Raw genomic sequence first — 25,417 nt, forward strand, 5'->3', positions numbered from 1 at the left:
AAAACCGGACATTCTCGCTCAGGTTGTCCTGATTAACCCTCCGTAAGGCCCTGCATGGCATAAGGAACTTTGGGTAGTTCCACGGGGAGCAGATGCGTTTCCACAAGGCGGAATCCGCATTTTTCGTCTTTATTTTCGTGATCCTGGCCGCCGGCCTGGTGACGCTGCACGCCTACGGTTTCCTGCAGGCCATCGCCACCGACCTGGACGCGGCCTCCCGCATCGAAAAGATCAAGTATCTCAACAGACTGCTGTTCGCGACCGGCGTGCTGCTGGCGACCGCGCTGTTCTTCGGCGTCTTCTTCATCTACCCGCTGATCCGCAGGCAGGCGACCGAAGAGGGCAAGCTGCGCGCCATGACGGTCTCACTCAGCGCGCGTTCGGAAACGCTGGAGCACGCGGCGCTGACCGACGGGCTCACCGGCATGCAGAACCGGCGCTATTTCGACGACGCGCTGAAGGAATATCTCGAGGAGTTCCGTCGCATCGAAAAGCCGGTCGGGCTGATGATCCTCGATCTCGACCATTTCAAGCAGGTCAACGACACGCATGGCCATGACGTCGGCGACGAGGTGCTGAAGGCGGTCGCCGGCTGCCTGAAGGGCATGACGCGCTATCATGACGTGGTGGCGCGGCTCGGCGGCGAGGAGTTCGCCGTGGTGACGCCGAACATGGACGCCGAATTGCTGGCCAAATTCGCCGAGCGCATCCGCAAGGCGATCGCCAACATGTCGGTGCTGTCCGGCAACGTTCGCCTCAAAATCACCACCAGCGTCGGCCTCGCCGTCTGGGACCGTAAGGAAACGGCCGAGGACTTTTATCGCCGCGCCGACCGCCAGCTCTATGAGGCGAAGAGGCAAGGCCGCAACCGCGTCTGCGCCTAAATCCCGGAGCGAATTCATGAGGCCAGCCGACTGACTCGGCCTTCTCGACTTCCGGTGCTCACGGACTCATGTCCGCTCCGCTCCGGGTTCTCGAAAGCCGCGCCATTCAATCCGGCCTGATGAATTCTCTCTCGGGATTTCTCCGAACTTCCGAAGAAGAAGAGATCAATCGTTCTGCGGGCGCATGCCGAAGGTTGCGGGCTTGAGGCCGTAGCGGGTGTCGAAGTCCTCGTCCGGCTGCATGCGCGGGGCGGCGGGCTTGCGGTAGTCCGGGTCGCCCGCCTGGCGAGCGGTGTCGACGACCTCGGCGAAGGCCATCTGCTGCTGCGGCTTCGGCACGTTGCGCAGCCGTTCGACGATCGCGGCGAGATCGACGTCTTCGCCGGTTTCGGAGGGCACCGCCTGCTCGCGCGTGCCGGTGCCGGGGATGAGTTCCTGCGCCAGTTTCTCGAACTTCAGCCGCATCGTCGTCGCCACGCCTTCGCCGAAGGCGATGGCTTCCCGCTGGCCCATCGAGGACAGGAAGGCCAGCGTCGAGGCGGACGAATCGGCGATCGCCGAACGGATGATCGCCTGGTCCTGCTCGTTGGCCAGCCGCATGGCGAAAAAGGTCGAGCACTGCGACAGGATGGTCGGGTCGAGCTCGCCCGGACGCTGGGTGACGACGCCGAGATAGCAGCCGTATTTGCGCCCCTCCTTGGCGATGCGCGACAGCGCGTGCCTTGTCGGCGCGAAACCGAGGCGGGGATCGGCCGGCATATAGCGATGCGCTTCCTCGCACAGCAGCAGCAGCCGCAGCCGCCCCTCGCTCCACAGAGCGAGGTCGAACGCCAGGCGCGCCAGCACCGAGCAGACGGAATTGACCACCTCGGACGGCATGCCGGCCATCTCGAAGCAGGTCACCGGACGGCCGTGGTTCGGCACGCGGAAGATGTTGCCGATCGTCTCGTGGATGGTGTCCTCGATCAGGCGCGAGTTGAACATGAAGCGATAGCGGGGATCGGACGCCGCCGATTCGATGCGCGTCTTGAGCGATTTCAGCGTCGGGCGGTCGTTCTTGCTTTCAAGCATGCCCATGCGCTCGTCGATCTGCTTGATGAGATCGGCGATGCGGTAGGGTACCGGCGTATCGGCGGTCAGCGCGTCGCTGCCGCGCCGCAGATAGGTTCCGGAGCCCGGGTTGCGATAGAGGTTCTTGGCGGCGGGGATGAGATCGCGCAGCACATCGACTTCCTCGGGCTCCGTCTCGCGCCCGCGAAACAGCACCTCGGCGAACTCTTCCAGCCTGAACATCCAGAAGGGCAGGTCCAGCGTCTTGGAATCGACCCTGACGCAATATTCGGGCAGCGAGGCAGCGAACTCGTTGTGCGGGTCGAGGATGAGGATGCGAAGGTCCGGCCGGGCCTCGATCGACTTGCGCAACAGTAGCGACACGGCTGTGGACTTGCCGACGCCGGTCGTGCCGACGATGGCGAAGTGACGCGCCAGGACATCGTCGATGGCGATGTTGGCGTCGATCGCCTCGTCCTGCGACAGCGTGCCGATGGTGATCGAATGCCGGCCGGCGAGATCGTAGACCGCCTGCAGGTCGCGGCTGCGGATGCGGTGCGCAATGGCGCCGATATGCGGATAGGTGGTGATGCCGCGGTCGAAGACGGGCTTGGCGCCTGGCTCGGCGCCGTCGCGCACCTCGCCGATCAACTCGATGCTGACCTCGATCGGGTTCTGCCCCTCATTGCTCCAGGCGCGGTCCGACTTGCCGATCGCGTAAACGAGGCCGACCGTTCGGGTCGAGCCGAGGTTGATCGAGATCATCTTGCCGACGGTCCACAGGCCGGTGATCGCGCCTTCGATATCGTCGGCATAGGCGCCAATGGTGGCGCGCGCGCCATCGCATTGCACGACATTGCCGAGAATGCGCTTGTCGCTCTGCTCCCTGTTGCGACGCTCCTGCGAGGTCGCTTCTCCAACGGAGACTTCGCGTTCGACAAACATAGATGGCATGATCCCCATTCCCTCGGGATGCAACCTACACAGATGAGGTTAAGCCGGGGTGAGGTCGGATGGTGTAGGCGCCGTTAAGCCGACCGCGAAAATTCGATCGAACGCCGACTTTCATTCCGTGTCGAGTTCTCTATATTGAACGAATGAATGATATAGCGAACGACATTTCATCCAGCCTTGGCAGCAGGATACGCTCGGAACGGGCCTTGCGGGGCTGGTCGCTGGCGGAGCTCGCGGAACGCTCCGATGTGTCGAAGGCGATGCTCAGCACCATAGAGCAGGGCAAGACCAGCCCGACCGCGGCGCTGCTGGTGCGCATCGCCGCGGCCTTCGGCATGACGCTGTCGACGCTCATTGCCAGGGCGGAACTCAAGGGCGGCGGCCTGCTGCGCGAAGGCGAGCAGCCGGTCTGGCGCGATCCGGCCACCGGCTATCTCAGGCGGCACCTCTCGCCGGCTTCCGACATGCCGCTCGAACTGATCAAGGTGCGCTTGCCGGCGGGGCAGAGCGTCAGCTTTCCGGCGGCGTCCTACGCCTTCATCAAGCAGCAGATCTGGCTGATCGGCGGGAGGCTCGATTTCACGGAAGGCGAAGTCGTGCACAGTCTGCGGCCCGGCGACTGCCTGGCGCTCGGCGCGCCGTCCGACTGCACCTTCCATGCGCCGGGACCGGACGCCGCCGACTATCTCGTCGCGCTGGTCAGAGGCTGACGGCATGGCTCGACGTTCCCGACGCTCGCACAATGGCGGGCCGCCGCTCGACGACTATGACGGTCCGCCCTGGGGCAAGGGCGGCGCCTACATCTTCTTCGCCTGGCAGGCGGCCCATGCAAAGGCATGGAAGGCGCCGAGCCGCGACGTCATGCTGATGCGGCTGGACAGGGCCGAGCGGCTTGGCCTGACCTATGAGGAATACACGCTCGAGATCCTCGAGCGCGGTCGCCATCTCGGCGAAGGCGACACCGAGCGGATCGCCGAAATCCGCCGCGCAAGGAAGCGAAGGCGGTTCAGCCATCTCTCGTGACGCTGGAAACAGGTCGCCCCGCGTCATCCACGTTTATCCGAAGGGACACTCCGCGAACATGACTTCCACAGAAATCACCGTCCTCAGTCAGGACGCCGAGACGGAAAAACTGCTGGCCGCGCTTCTGGTCGAGACGGTGGCTGCCGGCGGGTCGGTGAGCTTTATGCACCCGCTGGCGCAGGATGCAGCGGAGGCCTTCTGGCGGAAGTCGCTTGCCGCCGCCGCGCTAGGCGAACGGGTGGTGCTGGGCGCATGGGATGGCGATGTCCTTGCCGGCACGGTCACCTTGCTGCTCGACTTTCCTCCCAACCAGCCGCACCGGGCCGAGATCGCCAAGCTGATGACCCGCGTCGATCGTCGTCGCCAAGGCGTGGCGACCCGACTGATGCGGGCCGCGGAAGACATCGCCGGGGAGCGCGGCCGCACCTTGCTGGTTCTGGACACGGCAAGCGAGGAGGGAGCCTCCGGTCTCTACGAGAAGCTCGGCTTCACGCTGACCGGCGAAATCCCCGACTTCGCGCTGAAGCCGCATGGCGGATTGACCGGCACGCTGATCTACTGGAAACGGATCGGCGCAAGCCTACAGAGCGCCGATTCCGGCAAGGCGTGACAGCAGCCACAGACGAAAATCCTGCTCGGCCTGGGTCAGCCCAGTGGCCGAAGCGCGGGTCAGGAAATGGCCCGAGCTGCTGGAAAGCTCGAAGCCGGAAAGCGCCACAAGCGCCTTGCTGCCAAGCGCCGTATCGATCAGCGGCCTGGAGCCCAGCAGCGCGCCGGCGCCGGTCTTGGCCGCTTCCATGGCGGCAACGAAACTGTCGAAGCGGTGCGAACGTCCGGTATGTCCCGGCACGCCGGCAGCGCTAAACCATTCGGCCCACATCTCGCGCGCGCCGGCGACCAGAAGCAAGGGCAGGGACGTCCAGTCCGCATTGCCGGCCAGGGCCGGCGAGGCGACCGGCACCAGCCGCTCGACAGTCAGCCTGTTGGCCTCGCGCCCGGGGAAGTTCCCGTTGCCGAAGCGGATGTCGAGCGTCGAGCCCGGCTGGTCGTAGTCGGCGGGACGATGAATGGTCACCACGTCGAGCTGGATCCGCGGCAGGGCTCTCGCCAGGTCGGGGAGCGCAGGCACGAGCACCAGCAAGGCAAAGGAGATCGGCACCCGCACCGTCACGGTCTGGACGGCGCGCGGCTCGAACAATTCCGTGGTGCTGTTGCCGATGGTGGCGAAGGCCGACTGGATGTGGGGAAGATAGGCGGCGCCCTCCGGCGACAGCGCCACACCGCGGGCAAGACGCACGAACAGCCTGGTCTTCAGCCGCTGCTCGAGGGAGCGAATGTGCTGGCTGACGGCCGCCTGCGTCAGGCCGAGTTCGGCCGCCGCGGCGGTGAAGTTCGAAAGCCGCGCCGCCGCCTCGAAGCTGCGCAACCAGTCGAGCGGAGGTAAGGCGCCGGCAATTCTTCCAGCCATTAGAATTCTATAGCCATAGTCTGCAAAATGATAATTTGAGTTATGACTACGAAGCCAGCATCATGCAACCCGAAACCCTGCGGATGCCGTGGGAAAGATGGAGCTGCTGGACATGCTGACCAAGGCGCTGATCGGCGACGACGGACGAACGGTCGAACTGAGCTGGGACAACGGGATGCGCACCCGCTTTCACGCCATGTGGCTGCGCGACAATGCGTTGGACGACAAGACGCGCAGCGCCGGCAACGGTCAGCGCCTGATCACCATTCTCGACATTCCGGCCGGGACGCGGATCGCGGCGGCTTCGGTCAAGGGCGGCGCACTGGAGATCAGCTTCGTCCCCGAGCAAAAGACCGTCAGTTTCCCGGCAGGCTGGTTGTACGCGCATGCCTATGACCGTGTCGAACTGCGCAAGGGAGGCTGGACGGCCGACGTGGTTCAATGCTGGACAAGGGCGACGATGCAGAATTCGGTGCCGCGCGCGGCATATGCGGCCGCCAGCCACGATCGCAGCGTGCTCAGGGAATGGCTTTCGGCAGTGAGGACTTACGGCTTTGCGGTGATGGATGGCCTGCCGGCGGAGTCGGGGGCGCTGTGCAAGGTGTCCGACCTGTTCGGTTACATCAGGGAGACCAATTACGGGCGCTGGTTCGAGGTGCGCGCCGAGGTCAATCCGAACAATCTCGCCTACACCAATCTCGGCCTGCAGGCGCATACCGACAATCCCTACCGCGATCCGGTGCCGACGCTGCAGATCCTTGCCTGCATCGAGAACACGGTCGAGGGCGGCGAATCCACCGTAGTCGACGGTTTCGCGGTGGCGGCCGCGCTGCAGGCCGAAGATCCGCACGGGTTCCGTCTGCTGAGCTCCTATCCGGCACGCTTCGAATATGCCGGCTCGTCGGGCGTGCGTCTGCAAGCCAAGCGCCCGATGATCGAGCTCGGCCCGGATGGCGAACTGCTCTGCATCCGCTTCAACAACCGCTCGCTGGCGCCGACGGTCGACGTGCCGTTCGCCGAGATGGACAAATACTACGCCGCTTATCGCCGGTTCGCCGAGCTGATCGAGGATCCCGGCTTCGAGGTGACCTTCAAGCTGGAGGCTGGGCAGGCCTTCATCGTCGACAACACCCGCGTCATGCATGCGCGCAAGGCGTTTTCCGGCTCGGGCAAACGCTGGCTGCAGGGCTGCTACGCCGACAAGGACGGGCTGTTGTCGACGCTTGCGGCGATCGAGCACGATTTCAGGGAGGCGGCGGAATGAACGGGCAGGCGCTGAACAGCGGCAACATCGTCGAATTCATCGCCGACATTTTTGTGCGACGTGGTGCCGAATCCTATCTCGGCGAGCCCGTCACCATGTCGGAGCACATGCTGCAGGGCGCGTGGCTGGCCGAGCAGGACGGCGCGCCGGACGAGCTGGTGGCGGCGGCGCTGCTGCACGACATCGGACACTACACCAGCGAGTTCGGCACCTATTCGCCCGACGATGTCGAGGACAAGCATCATGACGAGGCGGGCGGCGAGGTGCTGGCGCCGTTCTTCCCGCCGGTCATCGTCGAATGCGTGCGGCTGCATGTCTCGGCCAAGCGCTATCTCTGCGCCACCGACCCGACCTATTTCGGCAAGCTCTCGCCGGCCTCTGTCCACACGCTGTCGCTGCAGGGCGGGCCGATGAGCGCCGAGGAGGTGGCCGAGTTCCGCAGGAACCCGTTCCATGAGGAGGCGGTGCGCGTCCGCATCTGGGACGAGGGCGGCAAGGTCGCCAACATGAAGACGCGCGCCTTTCGCGACTACGCGCCGCTGCTGGAGCGGGTGGTGAGGAAGTTCGCGGCGGAAAAGGCCGCGTGATGCTTGGCGATAGAGGCCATTAAATCGCGATGCATTTCAAAGCTGAGAGTCCTTGCCGACAATAGTGGTTACCTGAAAGACTAGAAATGCTTCCGTGCAACACTCTGGCCGGCGATTGCAAGTCTTCAAAGAACGCCTCTTGCGTCAAATCTGCCGCGAGCCTAGAGAAGCCGCCCATTCCTAATCCGTCTTCCGAAGGAGACCTGTCAATGTCCCGGCAATCCAGATCGACACATTCCGTGCCGACGCTGGAATTGCGTGCGGCTGACAGGGGTCCAATTAGGAAGAACGGCCATGGCCAAATCCATGATCCAGCTCAGGCAGGACGCCGAGCGCCAACGCATTGAAGCATATCAGGTAACGCTGCGGCGGGTTTCCGCCGTTCAGCGTCCCGCTCCGGATTTCGAGCGGGCGATCGAGGAAGCATGCCGGGGCTTTGCCCGCATGGCCATCCGCGACGGCGCCTTGTGGCGCCCGAAGCTGAAGACGCGCGACCCCGCGCGGCTGCGGCTGGCGGCTGCCCGTTTTCTTTATGCGCGCTATCCGGTTTCGACGCCGCTCGAGGCGATCTGGCTGGATAGCTCGGGGCTGAACGCCGACGAGGTCGCGCTTCGCAAGGCCTGGTACGTCGCGGCCGCGCGTGGCGACTCCCTCTACAAGGCGGGCGCCAATGCCTGGCTGTCGCGCAAGGAAGTGCATTGCTTCGTGAACGTCGTCGGCGATTTCACCTTCGAGGAGGCGATCTGGTTGGCGATCGTCCGGTCCTGCACGGACGATCCCGGCCTGGCGGCCCGGCTCGCCCGGACGAAGATCGCGCGCACGCCACGTGGCGAGATTGCCTTCTGGCGCGAGGTGGCGCGGTTCTTCTGCGGACATCCCACCTCGCGGGAGGAGATCGACGACCTGTGCGACTATCTCGGCGCCATGCACCGGCGCGATCGAGCCTACAGCCTGAAGGGGCGCACGCTTGTCTCGCTGCGCAGGCAGATGGTGGAATGGCACCGCGACATTGCCGCGATCGAGCGCATCGAGGCGATGCGCCGCCGCGCCGCCGGGAAAGGGCAGCAGGCGCAAGGCCCTGCTTGGGATGGCTCGCGGCTCGAGGACTGGGACTGGGAGCCGTCGGCCAAGGAGGCGAAGGCGCATGGCGAGCGGTTCTTCGTTCGCCAGCTGAAGACGGCCGAGGACCTGGTTGCCGAAAGCCGCGCGATGCATCACTGCGTCTCGCTGTATGCCGCCAAGTGCATCGCCGGCAACGCCTCGATCTGGGTGCTGCGGCGCAAGGCGTTTGGCAAGATCGAGCGCTTGCTGACGATCGAGCTCGACCCGCAAAACCGCGCCGTGCAGGTGCGCGGTTTCGGCAACCGCCTCGCAACGCTGGAGGAGCGCAAGATCGTCGAGCGCTGGGCCAAGGCGAGGGGCGTGGTGCTCCGGGCCTGAAATAAAAGCCCGCGCGGCCGAGAGGCCGCGCGGGCTACGCGTTGTTGTTCGCACAAGCGGCAGAGCGGCCTATCCCTTGTGGTGAACCTGCTGCAGCCCGTAGACCGGTGTCGCGATGCCTTCGTGCCGCGCCTTCAACTGCAGCGACAGGAATTGCGAGTAGTGGCGTGACTGATGCAGGTTGCCGCCATGGAACCAGAGCGCCTCCTGTTGCGTCGGCTTCCACATGTTGCGCAGCTCGCCTTCCCAGGGGCCGGGATCCTTGGTGGTATTGGAGCCGAGACCCCAGCATTTGCCGACCTTGTCGGCCACCTCGCGGGAGATCAGGTCGGCCGCCCAGCCATTCATCGAGCCGTAGCCGGTGGCGTAGACGATCAGGTCCGCCGGCAATTCCGAGCCGTCGGAGAAAAGCAGCGAATGCTCCCTGATTTCCTTCACCTCGACGCCGCTCTTCAACTTGATCGAGCCGTCGATGATGAGGTCGGACGCGCCGACGTCGATATAATAACCGGAGCCGCGCCTGAGATATTTCATGAACAGGCCGGACTCGTCGTCACCCCAGTCCAGCATGAAGCCGGCCTCTTCCAGGCCCTTGTAGAACGCGGCATCGCGTTTCTTCATCTCGGCGTAGGCGGGGATCTGGAATTCGTGCAGGATCTTGTAGGGCAAGGAGGCGAAGATGAGATCCGCCTTGGCCGTCGTCATGCCGCTTTGCACGGCCTTTTCCGAGTAGAGCGAACCCAGCCCGATCTCCATCAGCGTGTCGGATCTGGAGATGTGGGTGGTCGAGCGCTGCACCATGGTTACGTCGGCGCCGGCCTCCCAGAGTGCGGCGGCGATATCGTGGGCGGAATTGTTCGAACCGATGACGACGGCCTTCTTGCCGGCATAGGCGTCGGGGCCGGGATGCTTCGAGGAATGATGCTGATCACCCTTGAAGCTGTCCATGCCCTTGAAGCTTGGCATGTTGGCCTTGCTGGACATGCCGGTCGCCAGCACCAACTGCTTCGGCTTCAGCGTGATGTCCTTGCCGTCGCGGTGGACGACGACGGTCCATTCCTTCGTCTTGTCGTCATAGGCGGCGCTCTTGGCCTCGGTCGAGGACCAGTAATTCAGCTCCATCACCTTGGTGTACATTTCCAGCCAGTCGCCGATCTTGTCCTTGGGCGAGAAGACCGGCCAGTTCCTGGGGAAGTCGATGTACGGCAGATGGTCGTACCAGACCGGATCGTGCAGGCAGAGCGACTTGTAGCGCTTGCGCCAGCTGTCGCCTGCACGTTCGTTCTTCTCGACGATGATGGTGGGCACGCCGAGCTGGCGCAGCCGGGCGCCCAGCGCGATGCCGCCCTGGCCGCCGCCGATGATGAGCGTATGCGGCTGCGTCTTGAAACCGAGTTCGGCCGCTTCCTTCTCGCGCTCCTCCTTCCAGGTCGGCCGGTTCTTGCCATGGCCGTGCCTGGCGCCCAGCGGCCGGGCGAAGCCGGCCGGCTCTTCATGGCCCTTCAGCTCCGCCATGGTGGTAAGCAACGTCCAGATCTTGCCGTCCTTCAGCCTGATGTGGCCAAAGCCGCGCGCCACCGCCGTCTCGAAGCGGATCCAACCTTCCAGCACCCCGCCGTTCTCGCTGGCATCCTCGCCGTCGGCGATCGCCCAGTTCGAAGGCTTCGTCTTGGCCAACTGGCTCACAAGCATGTCGCGCACCTGGTCGCGGCCTTCCATGGTCTTGATGTTCCAGGTGAAGGCGACGAGATCGCGCCAGTAGCAGTCGTCCTGAAAGCAGGCGACGGCCTTGTCGATATCGCCGGCGGCAAGTGCCGCGCCGAATTGGTCGAGCAGGTCGGAAAGCTTCTTGTTCGGGGTCTTGTCGAGCATCAGTTCCTCCGGTCTTGGGATCGCTTCTTGATCGAGCGCTGGAGCCGGATCGCCCCGTCCGGCATGCGCAAGTATTTCGGCAAAACTGTTCTCGCGTCATGCCCTCCAATAGTTTGGCGTGTTTTCAATGGTTTGCCCGGCGAGGAGGAGGTGGCGCGACGCTCCATTGGTCGCGCAATCGTGATCGGCTTTTGCCGCATTGCGGCCATGGCGTCTCAAGACAAGAGCAACGGGCGCGAATGGCGATGCAAGGAACCAGGAGAGCGTCATGCAATTGTCCTCCATCCATCCATTCGCCCGGCGCGGGCTGGCAGCTTCCGCAGCCGTCACCTTGGCTTTGGGCGTGACTTTGGCCGGTCCATTGGCGGTTCCGTCCTATCAGGCGGCGCATGCGGCCGTGGTTTCCGTGACCGTCCGCGAGCGGCTCGCGACTTACGGCGGCTGGCGGACTTCCAGCCGGTTCGGCGAGGTGTGGGTTCCCTCCGTCCGGCCTGAATGGCGGCCCTATACGGAAGGCAGATGGGTCTGGACCGACGAGGGCTGGTACTGGGAGTCGGCCGAGCCGTTCGGCGGCATCGTCTTCCACTACGGGCGCTGGGCGTACGATCCCGAATTCGGCTGGGTCTGGATCGCCGGCTACGAATGGGCGCCGGCCTGGGTGGTGTGGCGCCAAGGCGGCGACAACATCGGCTGGGCTCCGGCGCCGCCGCGTATTGCCGATGTCGCGTTCGACGAGGGCTGGTGGTGCTTCGCACCGGTGGCGGCGATCGGCGTGGCCGACGTCGTCAGCGTCGTGCGGCCGGTGCGTGAAAACGTGACCATCATCCGCAACACGACGATCATCAACCAGACTGTGATCGTCCACAACGCGCCGCGCGTACGGCTTGGCAACCAGGTCGTCGCGATCGATGCCGGGCCGCGCCTGCCTGAGCTTCCCAGGGCGGTCGTGACGTCGATCAAAGCGGCGAAGATCGTCCCGCCGCGCAAGGGCGACTTCTCCGAAGCCCGGCTCGATCCGTCGAAGGGCGAGGCGGTGAAGATGCTGGCCGGCAACGCTTCCCTGCCGGCGCAAGGTGCTGCTCCGGTTATCGCAGGTACGCCCGAGGCCGCCGGCCATGGGCCGAAGAAGCCCGCGGGCGTCAGGACGATCCGGCCCGCAGCGGCGATCGCCGAAGGGGAACCGAACGCCGCCGACCGAAAGCACAAGAGGGTGATCGCCGGCGCCGGGCAGGTGGAGATCGGCGAGACATCCGATGGCAAACATGCGCCGCGCAGGAGGCTCAACCATCAGCAGATGCTGGCGATGCGCACACCGCATCATGGGCCGGCGAAGGCCGAGCCGCATTGCCCTTCCCTGGTGCAGGCGAGGAAGGGAGCCAAATGCGATCCGCTTGTCGCGCACTGCAAGCCGCCGCGGTGAAGCCATTTGGGATGGCACGCGAACGGTGGCGAGGCGGAGCATTTTCCCGGTTGACAGGCCGGCTTTCCCGCCTCTACTGTCCGCCACCATGAAAACGGCACTCATTCTCGTAGGCAGGCGCGTGGGCAAGGCGGTGTAACCGCCGGGCGAAAACCTCCCATGCGCATCACACAGGCTCCCTCGGGGGCCTTTTTTATTGCCCGAAACACGACTAAACGACCAGCAACGCCCAAATGGCGACAGTACGGGACCAGACCGATGAGCAACGAGCGGAACGAGCGGCGCGAACTGACGGGCGCTGAAATGGTGGTGCAGGCGCTGAAGGACAATGGCGTCAAGCATGTCTTCGGCTATCCGGGCGGCGCGGTTCTCCCGATCTACGATGAAATTTTCCAACAGGACGAGGTCGAGCACATTCTGGTCAGGCACGAGCAGGGCGCCGGCCATGCGGCGGAAGGCTACGCGCGCTCGACCGGCAAGGCCGGCGTCCTGCTGGTGACGTCCGGCCCCGGCGCCACCAACGCGGTGACGCCGCTGCAGGACGCGCTGATGGATTCCATTCCGCTGGTCTGCCTGACCGGCCAGGTGCCGACCTCGCTGATCGGTTCCGACGCTTTCCAGGAATGCGACACGGTCGGTATCACGCGCCCCTGCACCAAGCACAACTGGCTGGTGAAGGACGTCAACGAGCTCGCGGCCACGATCCACGAAGCCTTCCATGTCGCGACCACCGGGCGCCCCGGCCCGGTGGTGGTCGACATTCCGAAGGACGTGCAGTTCGCCAAGGGCACCTATGTGCCGCCGCAGACGGCGCCGCGCACCAGCTACCAGCCGAAGGTCCAGGGCGACCTGGAGAAGGTCAAGGCAGCGGTCGAGCTGATGGCCAGCGCAAAGAAGCCGATCATCTATTCGGGAGGCGGCGTCATCAATTCCGGTCCGGAGGCGAGCCATCTGCTGCGCGAACTGGTCGATCTCACCGGCTTCCCGATCACCTCGACGCTGATGGGGCTCGGCGCCTATCCGGCTTCCGGCAAGAACTGGGTGGGCATGCTCGGCATGCACGGCACCTACGAGGCCAACATGGCGATGCACGATTGCGACGTGATGATCTGCATCGGCGCCCGTTTCGACGACCGCATCACCGGGCGGCTCAACGCGTTCTCGCCGAACTCGAAGAAGATCCACATCGACATCGATCCGTCGTCGATCAACAAGAACGTCCATACCGACGTGCCGATCCTCGGCGATGTCGGCCGGGTGCTGGAGGATCTGGTGCGGCTGTGGCGGGCGACCGCCAAGGCCGACAAGAAGGCGCTCTACCCGTGGTGGGAGCAGATCGCCAAATGGCGGGCGCGCGACTCGCTGGCCTACAAGCCGAACGCCGACGTGATCATGCCGCAATACGCCATCCAGCGGCTCTATGCGCTGACCAAGGACATGGACACCTACATCACCACCGAGGTCGGCCAGCACCAGATGTGGGCGGCGCAGCACTATCATTTCGAGAAGCCGAACCGCTGGATGACGTCGGGCGGGCTGGGCACGATGGGCTACGGCCTGCCGGCGGCGCTCGGCGTGCAGATCGCGCATCCCAATGCACTGGTCATCGACATCGCCGGTGATGCCTCGGTGCAGATGACGATGCAGGAGATGAGCACGGCGGTGCAGTACGAAGCGCCGATCAAGATCTTCATCCTCAACAACCAGTATATGGGCATGGTCAGGCAGTGGCAGCAGCTGTTACACGGCAACCGGCTGTCGCATTCCTACACCGAGGCGATGCCGGACTTCGTCAAGCTGGCCGAGGCCTATGGCGGCCACGGCATTCGCTGCGACAAGCCGGACGAGCTCGACGACGCGATCAGGGAAATGATCGCGGTGAAGAAGCCGGTGCTGTTCGACTGCCGCGTGGCGACTTTGGCCAACTGCTTCCCGATGATCCCGTCGGGCAAGGCGCATAACGAGATGCTGCTCCCCGACGAGGCGACCGACGAGGCGGTGGCCAATGCCATCGACGCCAAGGGCAGGGAACTGGTGTAGGCGACGAGCCAAGGCAGGGCTGGTCGAAGGAAGCCGTGCGCAAACAGAGAATTAGATCCAAGAGTTGAAATCGAGATTCACCCAATGAACGCACAGCTACAACCGACCGGCTCTGCCTATTTCATCGCCAAGGAAACGGAAAAGCCGGAGAACCACACACTCTCCGTGCTGGTCGACAACGAGCCGGGCGTGCTTGCCCGGGTCATCGGCCTGTTCTCCGGCCGCGGCTACAACATCGAGAGCCTGACCGTCTCGGAGACCGAGCACGAGAAGCATCTGTCGCGCATCACAATCGTGACGCGCGGCACGCCGCATGTGCTGGAGCAGATCAAGCACCAGCTCGAGCGCATCGTGCCGGTGCACCGCGTGGTCGACCTCACCGTGCGCTCGCACGAGCTTGGCCAGGAGCGGCCGCTGGAGCGCGAGCTGGCGCTGGTCAAGGTCGCCGGCACCGGCGACAGCCGCGTCGAGGCGTTGCGTCTTGCCGATGCCTTCCGCGCCAGCGTCATCGACGCCAACACCGAGCATTTCATCTTCGAGATCACCGGCAAGGGCTCCAAGCTCGATCAGTTCATCGCCATCATGAAGCCGCTCGGCCTGGTAGAGATCTGCCGCACCGGCGTGGCGGCGATGAACCGCGGCCCGCAGGGGATGTAAAGGGCCGGCGCCGAAGCGCCGGCAGGTCGTCATTTCCGTCCTGACCGTCTGGCCCGGTTGATGCTCCAGGGTGGCCTTTGCGCGCCCGGTATAAAAGGACAATTATACTGACCTATTCGACGCGATGACTTGTCTGGGAGGGCGTCATGCCGCTTGAAACGTTCCTTGCGCTCCTGGTCTACGCCTTCGTCACCTCGATCACGCCGGGGCCGAACAACCTCATGCTGCTGGCTTCCGGCGTCAATTTCGGCATCGTCAGGACCGTTCCGCACATGCTCGGCATCAGCATCGGATTTCTGGTGCTGCTGCTTGCCGTCGGCTTCGGGCTCGGCGCGGTGCTGACGGCGTTTCCGGTGCTGCACACCGGATTGAAGGTCGCCGGCGGCGTCTATCTGCTTTATCTCGCTTGGAAGATCGCCATGTCGCGTTCGCTGAGCAGCAAGGGCGAGACGGAAGCGCGACCGATGCGCTTCATAGATGCGGCCGCATTCCAGTGGGTCAATCCCAAGGCCTGGGTGATGGCGATCACCGCCATGGCCGTCTATGCCAATGCGGAGCACCCGTTCCTGTCGGTGGTGCTGATCTCGGTCGCCTTCACCATCGTCAACCTGCCGAGCGTCTCGGTGTGGGCGGGCTTCGGCACGGCGCTGCGCGGGTTCCTGTCGGATCCGGTGCGGCTGAAATGGTTCAACATCGCCATGGGTGTGCTGTTGGCGGCGACGCTGTGGCCGATGCTGCGCTAAGATCTGTTGAAATTCAGGTGAGGCCGGCCTGCAAACCGCGCTTTCCTGCGCTTCCGGTGCTCACCTACCCAAAGGTACGCTCCGCTCCGGTTCTCGGAAATCACCGTTTTCGACTCGGCCCGACCTGATTCTCAACAGATCTTAGGTCGCGGTCCCGGCCCATCGGTCGGGTTGCCTCCTTATTGTGCACTGCACATTAAATCTTCGTAATGCCGTGTTTTGGCCCTTTTCCGCCAAAGCCTTGTCCTATCTATTTCGGCGAAATTCGCGGCAAGGCGCCGCGGATCGAGCAGAAATAGACCACCGGATTCGGCGTGTCGCGTGAGAGGGCTTGTTGTCGATGCGCGGAAAAATCGTCTTTGCGGTGATTGCGCTGGCCTGCGTTGCCGGGGCCGGTCTCTACCTTTCGCCGACGGCGCTGGGCAAAGTCCAGCAACTGATTTCGGGTCGTCAGGCCGCCAGCAACGGCACGGAAAAGACGGCCAAGGCACCGGACAATGCAAAGGGCGGCGGCGGTGGCACGCATTCTGCCTCGATCGTTTCCGCGGCCGCCACCACCGCCGATTTCCCCATCCGCCGCTATGCCATCGGCTTCGTGTCCTCGCCGGCCGTGGTTGCCATCAACGCCCGCGTCTCCAGCCAGATCGTCTCGATCGCGGTCAAGGACGGGCAGATGGTCAAGGTCGGCGATCTTCTGTTCTCGCTCGATGACCGGGCGCTGAAGGCGCAGCTCGCAAAAGACCAGGCGACGCTGGTGAAGGATCAGGCCATGCTGGTCAGCGCCCAGGCCGACCTGCAGCGCGCCAAGGACCTCGTCGCCAAGCAGGCCGGCACGCAGCAGACCTACGATCAGGCGCTGGCGGCGCAGAAGGCGGCTGCCGCGACCATCGACGCGGACAAGGCCACCATCGACGCCGATACAGTGCAGTTGAGCTACGCGGCGATCTCGGCGCCGATCTCGGGCAGGCTGGGGGCCGTCAATGTCTCGGTCGGCGATCTCGTCACCACCAGCAACGGCAACAGCAGCAGCTCGACCCCGCTGGTGACCATCACGCAGATGGATCCGCTGCAGGTGAATTTCACCCTGCCGGAGAGCAACCTCGCCCTGCTGCACAAGGCGCTGGCCGACCCGCAGCAAGGCGACGTGACGCTGACCAAGGACGGCGATCCGACGCCGATCGGCAAGGGCACGCTCGACTTCGTCGATTCCAGCGTCGACACCGCCTCCGGCACTATCGCCACTCGGGCGAGCGTACCGAACGCGGATCTTTCGCTGTGGCCCGGCCAGTATGTGAACGTCGTGCTCGACGCCGGCACGATGCCGCAAATGACCTCGGTTCCGACCGTCGCGGTGCAACCCAGCCAGAAGGGGCCGTTCGTCTACGTCGTCAAGCCGGACAATACGGTGGAGATGCGCCCCGTCCAGGTGGCGCTGACCGAAGGCGACAACAGCGCCATCAGCCAGGGCCTCAAGCGTGGGGAGAAGGTTGTCGTCGAGGGCCAGACCAGGTTGAAGGACGGCGCGGCCGTGCATGAGGGCAAGGCGGCCGCCAATGGCGGCGCTCAGGGCGCACCCAAGGTTGCGCAAGCCGGCAAGGCGGGCGAGGCCCGCCAATGATCTCCGAATTCTGCATTCGCAGGCCCGTCGCCACGCTTCTGATGTCGTTCGCCCTCGTGCTGGGCGGACTTTTCGCCTACAAGTTCCTGCCGGTCGCGGCGCTGCCCAGCGCCGAGTTTCCGGTGGTCAACGTCTCCGCCCAGCTGGCCGGCGCTTCGCCGGAGACCATGGCGACGTCCGTCGCGACGCCGCTGATCAAGCAGTTCGCCACGATCGCCGGCATCGATTCCATCTCGACCACCAATTCGCTCGGCCAGACCTCGATCGCCATCCAGTTCGTGCTCAACCGCGACATCGACGCCGCGGCGGCGGATGTGCAGGCGGCGATCGCGCGCACGCAAAGGTCGCTGCCGCCCGAGATGACGGCGCCGCCGAGCTATCGCAAGGTCAATCCGGCCGACGCGCCGATCCTGTTGATGTCGCTGGTCAGCGACACGGTTCCAATGACCGATCTCGATGCCTTCGCCGAGAACGTCATCTCGCCCTCGCTGTCGACCATCGACGGCGTGGCGCAGGTTTCGATCTACGGCCAGCAGAAATACGCCGTGCGCATCCAGATCGACCCGACGGCGCTCGCCGCGCGCGGCATCTCGATCGACCAGCTGCAGACGGCGGTCGCCTCGGCCAACAGCAACACGCCGCTCGGCGTTCTGCAGAACGACAAGCAGCAACTGACCATCACCGCCGATACTCAGCTTAACAACGCGGCGGGTTTCGCGAATCTCATCATCGCCACCAAAGACGGTCACCCGGTACGGCTGGGCGATGTGACCCGCGTCGTCGATTCGGTTCAGACCACGACGACAGCGAGTTGGTATGACGGCACCCGCGCCATCATCATGGCCGTGCAGCGCCAGCCGGACGCCAACACGGTCGACGTCGTCGACAAGGTCAAGGCGATGCTGCCGTCCTTCCAGGACCAGATGCCGGGCGCTGCCTCGATCAAGCTGCTCAACGACCGCTCGACCTCGATCCGCCAGGCCGTCGACGACGTGCAGTTCACGCTGCTTTTGACCATCGCGCTGGTGGTGATGGTGATCTTCGTCTTCCTGCGCCGCGTTACCGCGACGATCATCCCGGCCGTCGCCGTGCCGATCTCGCTGATCGCCACGCTCGGTGCGATGTTCCTGTTCGGCTTTTCCATCGACAACATCTCGCTGATGGGACTGACGCTCGCCGTCGGCCTGGTCGTCGACGACGCCATCGTCATGCTCGAAAACATCTTCCGGCACATGGAGGAAGACGGGCTCTCGGCGTTCGACGCGTCGCTGAAGGGAGCGCGCGAAATCGGCTTCACCATCATCTCGATCTCGATCTCGCTGGTGGCGGTGTTCATTCCCGTGCTGTTGATGGGCGGCGTCATCGGCCGCATCTTCAACGAGTTCGCGGTCGTGGTGACCGTCGCCATCCTGGCGTCGATGTTCGTCTCGCTGACGCTGACGCCGATGCTCTGCTCGCGCCTGCTTTCGGTCTCGAAGGCGGAGAGGGTAGCCCATGGAGGCGGCCACAGGCATGACTTCGTCACACGCTGCTACGACTGGCTGCTGAGCTTCTGCCTGCGCCACACCTTCCTGGTGTTCCTCGTCTTCGTCGGCACCGCTGCGGCGTCGGTCTGGCTGATCGAGGTCTCGCCGAAGGGCTTCTTCCCGCAAGAGGACATCGGCCAGATATCGGTGACGACGGTCGCCCGCCAGGACATCTCGTTCGACGCCATGGCCAAGCTCCAGGGCCAGGTGGCCAGCGTCTTCTCCCATTCGCCCTATGTCGATCATGTGGCGTGGTCGGCAGGCAGCGGCAACAATGCGCTCAACCAGGGCCAGTTGTTCGTGCAGCTCAAGGACAAGGACAAGCGCCCGGACATCGAAAAGGTGCTCTCGGATCTGCGCAAGCAACTGGCAGGCGTGGCTGGCATCGAGACCTATATGCAGCCGGTGCAGAACCTGAGGCTGGGTTCGCGGTCGTCGGCCAGCGCCTACCAGCTCGTGGTTCAAGGCCTCGACACCGGCCAGACCGATATCTGGGCACAGAAGCTGAATGACGCGATGGCGGCGGACCACAATTTCTTCGCCGATGTCACCAGCGACCTGCAGAACAATGCCCTACAGGCGTCGTTGGTGGTGGACCGCGACAAGGCCGCCCAGCTCGGCATCGATACCGATACGCTGCGCTCGGCCCTCTATGGCGGCTTCGGCACCGATCAGGTCTCGACGATCTTCGGCTCGGCCGACAGCTATGCAGTGATCACCGAGCTCGACCCGAAGATCGAATGGTCGCCCGAGCGCATGCTCGCCATCCAGGTGCGGACGGCGAGCGGCAGCCTGGTGCCGCTTGGCGCCTTCGCCCATGTCGACCGCACGGCCGGCGCGCTCACCGTCAACCAGCTCGGCCAGCTTCCGGCGGTGACGATTTCCTACAATCTGCCGCCGGGCGTGGCGCTGGGCGACAGCGTGACCCGCATCGACCAGCTCAAGGAGCAGGTCGGCATGCCGACGACGATCGGCACCAGCTTTGCCGGTACCGCCAAGACCTTCCAGGATTCGCTCGCCAACCAGGGGCTGCTGATCGGCGGCGCGATCCTGACCATCTATATCGTGCTCGGCATGCTCTACGAGAGCTTCATCCATCCGCTCACCATCCTCACCGGCCTGCCGTCGGCGGTGCTGGGGGCGGTGGTTGCACTCCGTTTTGCCGGCATGGACATTTCGGTGATCGCGGTGATCGGCATCCTGATGCTGATCGGCATCGTCAAGAAGAACGGCATCATGATGGTCGACGTGGCGCTGGAGCTCAGGCGCGAGGGCATGTCGGCGGTGGAGTCCATCCACAAGGCCTGCCTGATGCGTTTCCGGCCGATCATGATGACGACGCTGGCGGCGCTGATGGGCACGTTCCCGATCGCGCTCGGCACCGGCGCCAGCGCCGAACTGCGCCAGCCGCTCGGCGTCGCGGTGGTCGGCGGCCTGCTCGCCTCGCAGGCATTGACGCTCTTCGTCACGCCGGTGATCTACGTCTATTTCGAGAATTTCTCCGGCTGGCTGCTCGGCTTCTCCATGAAGAAGAGCCGGCCGGCGCTGCATGCGGTCGAAAGTGCGGAGCAACCGTCGCTGTTCGATCCGGAAGAAGGCCGGGTCATCCAACTCCAGAAAGCCGCGGCCGAATAGCTCGACCGCCGCTTGCTGGCCCAAGCCGACATGCTTGCGGCCACATGTCGGCGGTTCTAGTCTGGGCTCATGTCGCATGATCATGACCATGACAACGAGCTCGATCCGTTCGCGGCGCGCGTGCGCGCGCTGGAAACGATCCTGACCCAGAAAGGCCTGATCGATCCGGCCGCGATCGACGTCATCGTCGACACCTACGAGACCAAGATCGGCCCGCGCAACGGCGCCAGGGTGGTGGCCAAAGCCTGGACCGATCCGGCCTATGCCGACTGGCTGAGGCGCAATGCGACGGCGGCGATCGAATCGCTGGGCTATACCGGCCGGCAGGGCGAGCACATGCAGGCCGTCTTCAACAGCGAGGAGACGCACAATCTCGTCGTCTGCACGCTGTGCTCCTGCTATCCGTGGACGGTGCTCGGCCTGCCGCCGGTCTGGTACAAGGCGCCGCCCTATCGCTCGCGGGCGGTGATCGATCCGCGCGGCGTGCTGGCGGAATTCGGCCTGACCCTGCCGGCGGACAAGAAGATCCGCGTCTGGGATTCGACGGCGGAGCTGCGCTATCTGGTGGTGCCGATGCGGCCGAAGGGCACCGAGGGCTGGAGCGAGGAGCAACTGGCCGAACTGGTGAGCCGCGATGCGATGATCGGCACCGCACTGGCAAAGGCGCCGGCATGACGGGGGAGCCGGCATGAACGGGCCGCAGGATCTCGGCGGGCAGATGGGCTTTGGGCCGGTCGCGCCCGAAACGGACGAGCCCTATTTCCATGCCGGCTGGGAAAGGCGGGCACTCGGCGTGACGCTCACCGCCGGCGCCATGGGCGCCTGGAACATCGACGAAAGCCGGCATGCGCGGGAATCGCTGCATCCGGCCGATTACTATTCATCGAGCTACTATCAGATCTGGATCAAGGCGCTGGAAGTGCTGCTCAAACGGCATGGCTTCGTCAGCGACCGCGATCTGGCCGAGGGCCGGGCGGTCGATCCGGCAGCTGCTCCCAAGAGAGTGCTGAAGGCGGAAAACGTCCCGGCAGCGCTGGCCAGGGGCGGCCCGTGCAACCGGCCGGTCGCCACGCCGGCGCGGTTCAGGGCCGGCGACCGGGTGCTCATGAAGAATTTCAATCCGACCGGGCACACGCGGCTGCCGCGCTACGCACGCGGCAGGCAAGGCACCGTCGAGGTCGTGCGCGAGGGCTTTGTCTTCCCCGACAGCAATGCGCATGGGAAAGGCGAGAACCCGCAATGGCTCTATACGGTGGTCTTCGACGGCACCGGTCTGGGGCGAGGGCGCCGACCCGACGCTGACCGTGTCGATCGACGCCTGGGAGAGCTATCTTGAGCCGGCGTGAAGACCTCCCGGCGGACTTCGACGAGCCGGTCTTCGCCGAGCCGTGGCAGGCCGAGGCCTTCGCCATGACCGTGGCGCTGCACGACAAAGGTCTGTTTTCCTGGAGCGAATGGGCCGATGCGCTGTCCGCCGAAGTGAAGAGGCCGGATGCGGCAGCGGACAGGCATGACTATTACGAGCACTGGCTGGCGGCGCTGGAAAGCCTGCTGTCAGCCAAGGGCGTTGCCGGCAGGAGCGATGTCGATCGACTTGCCGCCGCCTGGGAGCGCGCCGCGCACGCCACACCGCACGGCAAGCCGATCCTGCTGGAGAACGATCCTGGGCCTAGCGCAGGCCGTGGCCAGACCGGATAGGTCGATGGGGACATCCGCCGCGCCATGGCCTTTGCTTCAAGTCGCGATCGAGCCGAAGTCGAAAGCCGTTGAAGAACAGCTGAATATCGCCTTGTTGAGCCTGGCGGATCGGGATCCCGACTTGTGCGTCACGCGGGACGAGGAGGCCGGCCAGACGATCGTCGGCGGCAGGGATGAGCGTCACCTTGGCAACATGGTGGATCGCCTGCGCGACGAGTTTGGGATCGACTTGAATGTCGGTGCTCCGCAGGTGGCCTATCGCGAGACGATCACCCACGCCGGAGAACAGGACTACACGCACAAGGCGATCGTCGCCGGTCAGGGACGGTTCGCTCGCGTCAAGATTGCGTTCGAGCCGAATGGGCGCAACGCTGACTTCGTTTTCGCATCCAAGATCGTCGGCGGTGCGGTTCCGGACCAATACGTGGCGGGAGTCGAAAGGGGGCTGCGCAGCGTCATATCGTCCGGCCCGTTCGCAGGCTTTCCGATGATCGGTGTCAAGGCGACGCTTGTTGACGGCGCCTGGCACGATACCGACTCCTCGGCGCTGGCGTTCGAGATCGCCGGCCGCGCCTGTTTTCGCGAAGCCGCACCCAAGCTTGGCGTGCAATTGCTCGAACCGATCATGAAGGTCGAGGTGGTGACGCCAAAGGATTATTTCCGCGACATTGCCAGCGACTTGAAGAGCCGCCGGGGCAAGATCGAGAGCCAAGAAACCCGGGGCATCGAGGTCGTCGTCGATGCGCTCGTGCCGCTCGCAAACATGTTCAAGCTGGAGGATACGCTTCGGTCGTGTTCGAAAGGGCAAGCGCGGTTGAGTGGCAGCTATGCCGGATACGTGCCTGTTCCCGTTCCACCCGACGATCCCGACCCGCCAGCCGCGATGGCCCTTGGCTGACCACCACCCGTCCGAGCCCAACTGAAACGCGATAGGATTTGTTCCCTTTACGTTCCAATTGGCGCCTGATAGTTTGAGCCGTCGTAGACGCCGAGTTTCACCACCGGCGGTGGTCGATATGGTGGCGGCTGTCTTGTCTTTCGCTTGCGAATCCGGTCTTTCCAGCTGATGGAATTCTCTCCCCAACAGGATGAGGCGTTGAAGGCAGTCGCGCGCTGGCTGAAAGACGGCCGGCCGCAGATTTTCCGGCTGTTCGGCTATGCCGGCACCGGCAAGACGACGCTGGCGCGCTATTTCGCCGAGCATGTCGACGGCCAGGTGCAGTTTGCCGCCTTCACCGGCAAGGCGGCGCAGGTGCTGCGCTCCAAGGGCGCGGTCAACGCCCGCACCATCCATTCGCTGATCTACAGGCCGAAGGGCGAGGAATCGGTCTCGGACGAGGTGACCGGCAAGACCTCGATCTCGCCGACCTTCTCGCTCAACCGGCAAAGCCCGATCGCGCGCGCCAAGCTGGTCGTCATCGACGAGTGCTCGATGGTCGACGAGCAGCTCGGCCGCGACCTGATGAGCTTCGGGACGCCGATCCTGGTGCTCGGCGATCCGGCGCAGCTGCCGCCGATCTCGGGCGGCGGCTTCTTCACCGAACACGAGCCGGACGTTCTGCTCACCGAGATCCATCGCCAGGCGCGCGACAATCCGATCATCCGGCTGGCGCTCGACGTGCGCGAGGGTCGCGAATTCATGCGCGGCGACTATGGCTCGGCGCAGGTCATCGGCAAGGAAGACGTCAACCAGGAGCTGGTGCTGAAGGCGGACCAGGTGCTGGTCGGCACCAACCGCACGCGGCGGCGCTATAACCAGCGGCTGCGCGAACTGAAGGGGTTCAATGCCGATTTCCCGCAGGCCGGCGACAAGCTGGTCTGCCTGCGCAACGACCCCGCCAAGGGCCTGCTCAACGGCTCGCTGTGGAAGGTGATGACCTCGTCGCGCGAGACGGTGAAGCCCGGCATCAACCTGCTGGTCTCGCCGGAAGAGGACGATCCGGACCGCGGCGTCGCCAAGATCAAGCTGCTCAAGGCGGCGTTCGAGGACCCCGACGCCGAGATCCCCTGGCAGCAGAAGAAACGTTTCGACGACTTCGACTATGGCTATGCGCTGACTGTGCACAAGGCGCAGGGCTCGCAATGGAACGACGTCGTGCTGTTCGACGAAAGCTGGGCGTTCAAGGAAACCCGCCAGCGCTGGCTCTACACCGCGATCACGCGCGCGGCCGAGCGGCTGACCGTGGTCAGATAGGCCGATCCGGTCTCACCGACGTTCGACGGGCCTGGCGCCGAGCCAGCGCCAGGCATCCGCCTCGTCTTGCGCTTCGAAATGCCGGAGTTCGAAGGGCAGGGGCGCGGCGAAGAAGCCTTGCGCGTAAGGCACCCAGTCGGGCTTGCCGACCGCAGCGCAGCGGCGGACATGCTCGAGCGCGTGGGCCGTGCCCTGCTTGACGGTTTCATCGGACACTTCGGCCCAGTCGACGCCCTCGTGGTCGACCATGCGCACCAGCACGTCGATCTTGGCGTGCAGCGCATAGGCCGCCTCTAGCAGGCCGAACAGGTTTTCCGCATCGGCTGGCGTGACATGGCCGACCACATCGATGGCGAACAGCGTGTCGCGGTCGGTGTCGACGCGCCGGATTGCCGGAACGGATTCGAGGAAGTTCACGGGCACTTTCCTCCTGCTCAATCTCGGGTCGTACCCCTGGAACACCCGAAACCCTCTGTCTGTTCCCGTCAAAGACGCTATAGATGCGCGCAATTCAAACGCGGCGGCGCCCAATCGGGTGCCCAGAGGAGCCCGAGCCGAAGCCATGCCCGCCAAGCTTTCCGTAAACCTCAACGCCATCGCCATGCTGCGCAACCGCCGCGACCTGCCCTGGCCGAGCGTCATCGGGCTCGGGCGTATCGCGCTTGCGGCGGGCGCGCATGGACTGACCGTGCATCCGCGGCCCGACGAGCGGCACACGCGGCGCACCGACCTGCCCGAGATCAGGGCGCTGATCGACGACGAGTTCCCGAAGGCGGAATTCAACATCGAAGGCCACCCCACCGAGGAGTTCCTGGCGCTTGTCGAAAAGCATCAGCCCGACCAGGTGACGCTGGTGCCGGACGATCCGAGCCAGGCAACATCGGACCATGGCTGGAACTTCATCGCCGACGCGGCGTTCCTCACTCCGATCGTCAAACGACTGAAGAAAGGCGGCTTTCGCGTGTCCCTGTTCTCCGATCCGGATCCGGGCGGCATCAATGCCGCGCGCGACACCGGCGCCGACCGCGTCGAGCTCTATACGGGCCCCTACGGCAGTTGCCATTCCGATTCCGCCAAGGCGGCCAAGGAGCTGGAAAGATTGGGAAAAACCGCTGATGCGGCATTTGCCGCCGGGCTGCAGGTCAATGCCGGGCATGACCTGACGGTGGCCAATCTGCCGGCGCTGGCCAGGCGCATTCCGGCATTGGCGGAAGTGTCGATCGGACACGGGTTGACAGCCGATGCGTTGGAGTATGGCATGGCCGGCACGGTGGGACGGTTTCTCGGAGCTTGCGGTTGGTAGGAAGGCGAGCCCCGCGTTGCCGACATGGAAGCCATAACGTG

22 protein-coding genes and 2 pseudogenes are annotated in these 25,417 nt (G+C 64.6%); 19 read left to right on the plus strand and 5 right to left on the minus strand.

Annotation, left to right across the window (positions count from 1 at the left end; translation table 11 throughout):
* Window positions 1–92: 92 nt before the first annotated feature.
* A complete protein-coding gene (locus tag EN786_RS09665) occupies window positions 93–884 on the plus strand; it encodes a GGDEF domain-containing protein (protein WP_127283659.1) in 792 nt (263 codons plus the stop codon).
* A gap of 165 nt (window positions 885–1,049) precedes the next feature.
* Here EN786_RS09665 and EN786_RS09670 read toward each other — a convergent pair whose 3' ends face one another.
* Window positions 1,050–2,879, minus strand: a complete 1,830-nt coding sequence (locus tag EN786_RS09670; protein ID WP_127392109.1) for an ATP-binding protein — start codon at window positions 2,877–2,879, stop codon at window positions 1,050–1,052.
* A 152-nt stretch (window positions 2,880–3,031) separates the two neighbouring features.
* Between EN786_RS09670 and EN786_RS09675 the strand changes: the two genes are divergently transcribed.
* From EN786_RS09675 to EN786_RS09685, 3 genes are read left to right on the plus strand one after another with little or no spacing between them, the layout of a single operon-like run.
* Window positions 3,032–3,598, plus strand: coding sequence for an XRE family transcriptional regulator (locus tag EN786_RS09675; RefSeq protein WP_127285081.1), 567 nt, complete (start codon window positions 3,032–3,034; stop codon window positions 3,596–3,598).
* A 4-nt stretch (window positions 3,599–3,602) separates the two neighbouring features.
* The gene (locus tag EN786_RS09680; RefSeq protein WP_127285082.1) at window positions 3,603–3,911 is read left to right on the plus strand and encodes a hypothetical protein; all 309 of its coding nucleotides are present in this window, start codon (window positions 3,603–3,605) and stop codon (window positions 3,909–3,911) included.
* Between the two features lie 58 nt (window positions 3,912–3,969).
* Window positions 3,970–4,521, plus strand: coding sequence for a GNAT family N-acetyltransferase (locus tag EN786_RS09685; protein ID WP_127309594.1), 552 nt, complete (start codon window positions 3,970–3,972; stop codon window positions 4,519–4,521).
* Here EN786_RS09685 and EN786_RS09690 read toward each other — a convergent pair.
* On the minus strand, window positions 4,492–5,379 hold the full coding sequence (locus EN786_RS09690; protein ID WP_127309595.1) for a LysR family transcriptional regulator: 888 nt from the start codon (window positions 5,377–5,379) through the stop codon (window positions 4,492–4,494). The two genes, EN786_RS09685 and EN786_RS09690, sit on opposite strands and share 30 nt — an antisense overlap.
* A gap of 97 nt (window positions 5,380–5,476) precedes the next feature.
* Here EN786_RS09690 and EN786_RS09695 point away from each other — a divergent pair, with 97 nt between their 5' ends.
* From EN786_RS09695 to EN786_RS09705, 3 genes are all read left to right on the plus strand, one after another.
* Complete coding sequence (locus EN786_RS09695) at window positions 5,477–6,643, plus strand: gamma-butyrobetaine dioxygenase (RefSeq protein ID WP_245478194.1); 1,167 nt, start codon at window positions 5,477–5,479, stop codon at window positions 6,641–6,643.
* On the plus strand, window positions 6,640–7,230 hold the full coding sequence (locus EN786_RS09700) for an HD domain-containing protein (RefSeq protein WP_127309596.1): 591 nt from the start codon (window positions 6,640–6,642) through the stop codon (window positions 7,228–7,230). The genes EN786_RS09695 and EN786_RS09700 overlap by 4 nt, the downstream gene beginning before the upstream one ends.
* Window positions 7,231–7,524: 294 nt before the next feature.
* A complete protein-coding gene (locus EN786_RS09705) occupies window positions 7,525–8,670 on the plus strand; it encodes a PcfJ domain-containing protein (RefSeq protein WP_127309597.1) in 1,146 nt (381 codons plus the stop codon).
* 69 nt (window positions 8,671–8,739) lie between these two features.
* Here EN786_RS09705 and EN786_RS09710 read toward each other — a convergent pair whose 3' ends face one another.
* Together EN786_RS09710 and EN786_RS37655 are read right to left on the minus strand one after the other, a co-directional pair.
* Window positions 8,740–10,542, minus strand: a complete 1,803-nt coding sequence (locus EN786_RS09710) for an NAD(P)/FAD-dependent oxidoreductase (RefSeq protein WP_127309598.1) — start codon at window positions 10,540–10,542, stop codon at window positions 8,740–8,742.
* A 96-nt stretch (window positions 10,543–10,638) separates the two neighbouring features.
* Window positions 10,639–10,812: a hypothetical protein gene (locus tag EN786_RS37655; RefSeq protein ID WP_189340355.1), complete on the minus strand. Its 174-nt coding sequence runs from the start codon at window positions 10,810–10,812 to the stop codon at window positions 10,639–10,641.
* On the opposite strand from EN786_RS37655, the gene EN786_RS09715 reads away from it, so the two are divergent.
* The 11 genes and pseudogenes from EN786_RS09715 (at window position 10,811) to EN786_RS09765 (ending at window position 24,073) form a co-directional block, all read left to right on the plus strand.
* On the plus strand, window positions 10,811–11,962 hold the full coding sequence (locus EN786_RS09715) for a DUF6600 domain-containing protein (RefSeq protein WP_127309599.1): 1,152 nt from the start codon (window positions 10,811–10,813) through the stop codon (window positions 11,960–11,962). The two genes, EN786_RS37655 and EN786_RS09715, sit on opposite strands and share 2 nt — an antisense overlap.
* A 258-nt stretch (window positions 11,963–12,220) precedes the next feature.
* Window positions 12,221–14,002 carry an acetolactate synthase 3 large subunit gene (locus tag EN786_RS09720; RefSeq protein WP_127309600.1) on the plus strand — a complete coding sequence of 594 codons (1,782 nt, stop codon included), beginning with the start codon at window positions 12,221–12,223 and terminating at the stop codon, window positions 14,000–14,002.
* Window positions 14,003–14,086: 84 nt separating this feature from the next.
* Window positions 14,087–14,659 carry an acetolactate synthase small subunit gene (gene ilvN, locus EN786_RS09725; protein WP_006204962.1) on the plus strand — a complete coding sequence of 191 codons (573 nt, stop codon included), beginning with the start codon at window positions 14,087–14,089 and terminating at the stop codon, window positions 14,657–14,659.
* 146 nt (window positions 14,660–14,805) lie between these two features.
* Entirely contained in the window at window positions 14,806–15,402 is a 597-nt protein-coding gene (locus tag EN786_RS09730; protein WP_127309601.1) for a LysE family translocator, read from the plus strand.
* Window positions 15,403–15,742: 340 nt separating this feature from the next.
* Window positions 15,743–17,020 carry an efflux RND transporter periplasmic adaptor subunit gene (locus EN786_RS09735; protein WP_127309602.1) on the plus strand — a complete coding sequence of 426 codons (1,278 nt, stop codon included), beginning with the start codon at window positions 15,743–15,745 and terminating at the stop codon, window positions 17,018–17,020.
* Window positions 17,017–20,181, plus strand: coding sequence for an efflux RND transporter permease subunit (locus tag EN786_RS09740; RefSeq protein WP_127309603.1), 3,165 nt, complete (start codon window positions 17,017–17,019; stop codon window positions 20,179–20,181). Before EN786_RS09735 ends, EN786_RS09740 begins: the two co-directional genes overlap by 4 nt.
* A gap of 69 nt (window positions 20,182–20,250) precedes the next feature.
* Window positions 20,251–20,856 (plus strand): nitrile hydratase subunit alpha, encoded by a 606-nt coding sequence (gene nthA, locus EN786_RS09745; protein ID WP_127285261.1) that lies wholly within the window; start codon window positions 20,251–20,253, stop codon window positions 20,854–20,856.
* Window positions 20,857–20,869: 13 nt separating this feature from the next.
* A pseudogene (gene nthB, locus EN786_RS09750) lies at window positions 20,870–21,527 on the plus strand (nitrile hydratase subunit beta).
* The gene (locus EN786_RS09755) at window positions 21,514–21,879 is read left to right on the plus strand and encodes a nitrile hydratase accessory protein (RefSeq protein ID WP_127285263.1); all 366 of its coding nucleotides are present in this window, start codon (window positions 21,514–21,516) and stop codon (window positions 21,877–21,879) included. The pseudogene nthB and the gene EN786_RS09755 overlap by 14 nt, the downstream one beginning before the upstream one ends.
* Before the next feature lie 22 nt (window positions 21,880–21,901).
* Window positions 21,902–22,777: pseudogene (gene fusA / locus EN786_RS09760) on the plus strand (elongation factor G); the annotation flags it as partial.
* A gap of 168 nt (window positions 22,778–22,945) precedes the next feature.
* Window positions 22,946–24,073 (plus strand): ATP-dependent RecD-like DNA helicase, encoded by a 1,128-nt coding sequence (locus EN786_RS09765; RefSeq protein ID WP_127285265.1) that lies wholly within the window; start codon window positions 22,946–22,948, stop codon window positions 24,071–24,073.
* Window positions 24,074–24,085: 12 nt separating this feature from the next.
* Here the strand turns inward: EN786_RS09765 and EN786_RS09770 are convergent, their stop codons facing one another.
* Window positions 24,086–24,490, minus strand: a complete 405-nt coding sequence (locus tag EN786_RS09770) for an STAS/SEC14 domain-containing protein (protein WP_127285266.1) — start codon at window positions 24,488–24,490, stop codon at window positions 24,086–24,088.
* 145 nt (window positions 24,491–24,635) lie between these two features.
* Here EN786_RS09770 and EN786_RS09775 point away from each other — a divergent pair, with 145 nt between their 5' ends.
* A complete protein-coding gene (locus tag EN786_RS09775) occupies window positions 24,636–25,376 on the plus strand; it encodes a pyridoxine 5'-phosphate synthase (protein ID WP_127285267.1) in 741 nt (246 codons plus the stop codon).
* Window positions 25,377–25,417 lie beyond the last annotated feature (41 nt).

Source organism: Mesorhizobium sp. M4B.F.Ca.ET.143.01.1.1, assembly GCF_004792275.1.
Taxonomy (GTDB): domain Bacteria; phylum Pseudomonadota; class Alphaproteobacteria; order Rhizobiales; family Rhizobiaceae; genus Mesorhizobium; species Mesorhizobium abyssinicae.

Excerpts from the sequence above, each read along its gene's own strand:
- EN786_RS09665 (WP_127283659.1), top strand. The coding sequence starts at position 93 with ATGCGTTTCCACAAGGCGGAATCCGCATTTTTCGTCTTTATTTTCGTG.
- EN786_RS09670 (WP_127392109.1), bottom strand. The coding sequence starts at position 2,879 with ATGTTTGTCGAACGCGAAGTCTCCGTTGGAGAAGCGACCTCGCAGGAG.
- EN786_RS09675 (WP_127285081.1), top strand. The coding sequence starts at position 3,032 with ATGAATGATATAGCGAACGACATTTCATCCAGCCTTGGCAGCAGGATA.
- EN786_RS09680 (WP_127285082.1), top strand. The coding sequence starts at position 3,603 with ATGGCTCGACGTTCCCGACGCTCGCACAATGGCGGGCCGCCGCTCGAC.
- EN786_RS09685 (WP_127309594.1), top strand. The coding sequence starts at position 3,970 with ATGACTTCCACAGAAATCACCGTCCTCAGTCAGGACGCCGAGACGGAA.
- EN786_RS09690 (WP_127309595.1), bottom strand. The coding sequence starts at position 5,379 with ATGGCTGGAAGAATTGCCGGCGCCTTACCTCCGCTCGACTGGTTGCGC.
- EN786_RS09695 (WP_245478194.1), top strand. The coding sequence starts at position 5,477 with ATGGAGCTGCTGGACATGCTGACCAAGGCGCTGATCGGCGACGACGGA.
- EN786_RS09700 (WP_127309596.1), top strand. The coding sequence starts at position 6,640 with ATGAACGGGCAGGCGCTGAACAGCGGCAACATCGTCGAATTCATCGCC.
- EN786_RS09705 (WP_127309597.1), top strand. The coding sequence starts at position 7,525 with ATGGCCAAATCCATGATCCAGCTCAGGCAGGACGCCGAGCGCCAACGC.
- EN786_RS09710 (WP_127309598.1), bottom strand. The coding sequence starts at position 10,542 with ATGCTCGACAAGACCCCGAACAAGAAGCTTTCCGACCTGCTCGACCAA.
- EN786_RS09715 (WP_127309599.1), top strand. The coding sequence starts at position 10,811 with ATGCAATTGTCCTCCATCCATCCATTCGCCCGGCGCGGGCTGGCAGCT.
- EN786_RS37655 (WP_189340355.1), bottom strand. The coding sequence starts at position 10,812 with ATGACGCTCTCCTGGTTCCTTGCATCGCCATTCGCGCCCGTTGCTCTT.
- EN786_RS09720 (WP_127309600.1), top strand. The coding sequence starts at position 12,221 with ATGAGCAACGAGCGGAACGAGCGGCGCGAACTGACGGGCGCTGAAATG.
- ilvN (WP_006204962.1), top strand. The coding sequence starts at position 14,087 with ATGAACGCACAGCTACAACCGACCGGCTCTGCCTATTTCATCGCCAAG.
- EN786_RS09730 (WP_127309601.1), top strand. The coding sequence starts at position 14,806 with ATGCCGCTTGAAACGTTCCTTGCGCTCCTGGTCTACGCCTTCGTCACC.
- EN786_RS09735 (WP_127309602.1), top strand. The coding sequence starts at position 15,743 with ATGCGCGGAAAAATCGTCTTTGCGGTGATTGCGCTGGCCTGCGTTGCC.
- EN786_RS09740 (WP_127309603.1), top strand. The coding sequence starts at position 17,017 with ATGATCTCCGAATTCTGCATTCGCAGGCCCGTCGCCACGCTTCTGATG.
- nthA (WP_127285261.1), top strand. The coding sequence starts at position 20,251 with ATGTCGCATGATCATGACCATGACAACGAGCTCGATCCGTTCGCGGCG.
- EN786_RS09765 (WP_127285265.1), top strand. The coding sequence starts at position 22,946 with ATGGAATTCTCTCCCCAACAGGATGAGGCGTTGAAGGCAGTCGCGCGC.
- EN786_RS09775 (WP_127285267.1), top strand. The coding sequence starts at position 24,636 with ATGCCCGCCAAGCTTTCCGTAAACCTCAACGCCATCGCCATGCTGCGC.